Annotated in this window: 1 protein-coding gene; it reads left to right on the top strand. The window is 37.3% G+C overall.

Translation table 11 applies throughout. From position 1 onward, the window contains the following. The first annotated feature begins 95 nt into the window (after window positions 1-95). Complete coding sequence (locus tag L5L77_RS22515; protein WP_263223444.1) at window positions 96-998, top strand: phosphatidylinositol-specific phospholipase C; 903 nt, start codon at window positions 96-98, stop codon at window positions 996-998. Window positions 999-1,026: the final 28 nt, after the last annotated feature.

The raw sequence follows: 1,026 nt of genomic DNA, 5'->3' as shown, positions 1-1,026 counted from the left end.
GTTCGTCCATATAAGAAACTTACTGATAGGCTATTATTTGTTAGTTATAGCCTATCAGATATTATTTCGACAGATAGCCAAAATTGGAGAATAATATGTCTCACGTAAGTACAAATAATTGGATGAGTGCACTAAATAAAAGTTTAACATTAGACAAAATTTCTATACCTGGCACACATGACTCAGGTACAGAAAAGGCCCCCCCAATAGGCGCCAGAACGCAAAACTTTGATATTTATACCCAGCTAAATGATGGCATTCGTTTTCTAGACATTCGAGTCACAGCAAACGGTTCAAAATCYGATCCTCTAAATATTTATCACGGTATCATCAGCTGTGATATTTCTCTAGGCGATGTGCTTAATGATTGTCTCCGTTTTCTTTCCGAAAACCCAAGTGAAAYAATTGTAATGTTAATGAATGCAGCAACAAGCAGCGTTGAAGGCGTACAAGAGAAGTTCGATGATTACGTTGCGCAAGAGAAATATCGAAATTTGTTTTATTTGGGAGCTAGAATACCAACATTGCAGCAATCTCAAAGTAAGATTGTCTTGCTAAGGCGCTTTTCTGGCTGCTCAGGTATAGATTTATCACATGGTTGGAAGGTTGATGAAACTTTTGCGTTAACAACACCTGAAAACCAGATTTTTGAAATTGAAGATCAATATAAAGAGCATGATACTCATAAGAAAATGGCGGCAGTTGAATCTTCAATTAATCGCGCCATACAGACCCCTAATGATGGTGTCATGCACATTACTTACAATAGTATCTCTCAAGGTGGGCATACTCCCTATCAATACTGTTGGGGCGGCGGGCTAGGTAAAGTCGAGCCCATGATGAATCCAGGGCTTACTGAATTCTTACAGCGTAAACAAAAAGGAGACCGGCTCGGTATTGTCGTTTTAGATTTTTATAATAATGAATTGAGTAATATAGATAATAGGAATGCAGAGCTTATTATTAATACCAACTCTGATGTAATATTAAAAATCTAGGGTCTGTTGATCTTTCTAGAGTGTTTTT

The organism is Shewanella sp. SM29, from assembly GCF_025654245.1.
GTDB lineage: Bacteria > Pseudomonadota > Gammaproteobacteria > Enterobacterales > Shewanellaceae > Shewanella > Shewanella oncorhynchi.
The sequence above is the reverse complement of the archived record's forward strand: the minus strand, read 5'-3'. Positions and strand labels throughout refer to the sequence as shown.